The following is a 1,764-nucleotide window of genomic DNA, read 5'->3' on the forward strand; positions in this document are numbered from 1 at the left end:
CTGGAAATGTTGGGGGCAATGAATGTGCCGAATTCCGTCTCAAACCGGCGACCACCGGAAAGCATGAGCTTGTCTTCACCAACCGCATCCTGTGCTGCATGACAGGATGCGCATCCTGCAGCGTGGAACACGATTTCACCTCGGGCGAGATTTGGGTTCAAATTGTCGAGTTGAGACTGATCCATTCTTTGTGGACGGGTCAGCACCAAACCGGCCGACCCAACCACAAGTGCAACGAAAGCGGTGAAAAGGAAAAACCGCTTCACAGCTTTCCACCATTTAGTCTTTCGGTGCTCTGTACGCTTTGTGACATGCTGAACAGCTTCCACCCAGATCGCCCATAGCCGCTTTCAGGGCATCAACATCTTGGCCAGCTGCTGCCTGCATCGCAGCAGCGGCGTCTGCCATGGCCTGCCCTTTCGTACCAACGTCAGGGAAGTTTTCCCAGATCGCAGGTAGCGCTCGGGTGGACGGATCGGACACATTGTCAGATCCTTGGGGCCACATCGCGGATTGGTCGATCTGCGTTAAAACCACAAGGTTGTTTGCAGCCCGTGTTGCGGTCTCGGCATCATAGTCCACCTCGCCTTTGGCCATGCCGCCAAGTGTACCAAGATTGAAGGCATAGAGCTGCATGATTGAGGTTCGAGCTTTCACAGCCGGGTTTTCACTTTCGTGGGCGATGGCTGTGCCAATGGCGACCAATGACAAAAGACCTGCCGCGAAGATTGAGAACTTCTTCATCATGATGTGTCTCCTTGTTCAATGCCCCGAATGTTAGCTTGAACGAATTTTCTTGTAATTGTTTGTTATTGGTCGTCACTTGTTAATTTATGAACAATGAAAACTGGGATGACATTCGGTACGCACTAGCCGTAAGCAAATACGGTTCGTTGAACGCGGCGGCGGCGGCGATGGGCGTCACGCATGCCACAGTCTTGCGCAGGGTGGCCGCATTCGAAGAGCGCAATGGTTGCGTGATTTTCCAGAAAAGTTCGTCAGGATATTCCGTTCTCCCCGAAGCCAGTGCGATCTTTTCAGCTATGGAAAGCGTTGAAGAAGCGGTGTTTTCGGTAGAGCGCGCGGTTGTCGGGGCAAATCGTTCCCCAATGGGTCACGTGCGCATTACATCGACCGATAGTCTTTGTCAGATTGTTCTCCCTAGAATTCTCAACGAAATCTCACTCCTCTACCCCGGCCTGAAACTGACTTTGCTAAGCGGAAACAGCCACCATGATTTATCGCGGTTGAGTGCAGACATTGCCGTGCGGCCATCGGTAAAGCTCGGAGATGGGCTAATCGGAGAGCGTGCAGGAACGTTGTCCTTCGGCGTCTTTGACGATGGTTTCCCCAATCGCAAGTGGATGAGGCTTGACGGAGCATTGAGCCGTTCCCTACCTGCTAAATGGCTAGCGGAGAATGTGGACTCTGACGAAATGACCAATGGAGCAGACAGTTTTCTGGTGCTACAGCAGATGGCCGCCTCGGGAGCGGGTAAGACCTTTCTGCCTTCTTTTTTTGGCGACGTGGATACCCGCCTTAAACGGTCACAGGACGTGCATCCTAAGATCGAAGTTCCGCTGTGGGTCGCGACGTTAGAAGAAATCGCGCATACCCCAAGGTTTGCCGTTGTTCAGAAGGCTTTGGTTGAACGCATATCTGAAGCACTAGCTAAGTGATTTCAAGCATCAGAGTTTTTCGAGTTCTTGCATTTTTGACTTTCCAAAATTGCAAAGCCCTGCCGGAAATGTCTGCTTTGCGCTG

At 52.2% G+C, this 1,764-nt stretch carries 2 protein-coding genes and 1 pseudogene; 1 reads left to right on the forward strand and 2 read right to left on the reverse strand.

The genetic code is table 11. The features are described from left to right. Window positions 1-266 (reverse strand): annotated as a pseudogene (locus ACR0LF_RS23575) (diacylglycerol kinase); the annotation flags it as partial. A 13-nt stretch (window positions 267-279) separates the two neighbouring features. After that, a complete protein-coding gene (locus ACR0LF_RS23580) occupies window positions 280-747 on the reverse strand; it encodes a c-type cytochrome (protein ID WP_480856496.1) in 468 nt (155 codons plus the stop codon). Window positions 748-833: 86 nt separating this feature from the next. Between ACR0LF_RS23580 and ACR0LF_RS23585 the strand changes: the two genes are divergently transcribed. Next, a complete protein-coding gene (locus ACR0LF_RS23585; RefSeq protein WP_480856497.1) occupies window positions 834-1,679 on the forward strand; it encodes a LysR family transcriptional regulator in 846 nt (281 codons plus the stop codon). The last annotated feature ends 85 nt before the right edge of the window (window positions 1,680-1,764 follow it).

The sequence above is a fragment of the Ruegeria sp. E8 genome (genome assembly GCF_056533985.1).

Bases quoted from the DNA above. Each gene is read 5' to 3' on its own strand.
- ACR0LF_RS23580 (WP_480856496.1), bottom strand. From the start codon at position 747: ATGATGAAGAAGTTCTCAATCTTCGCGGCAGGTCTTTTGTCATTGGTC.
- ACR0LF_RS23585 (WP_480856497.1), top strand. From the start codon at position 834: ATGAACAATGAAAACTGGGATGACATTCGGTACGCACTAGCCGTAAGC.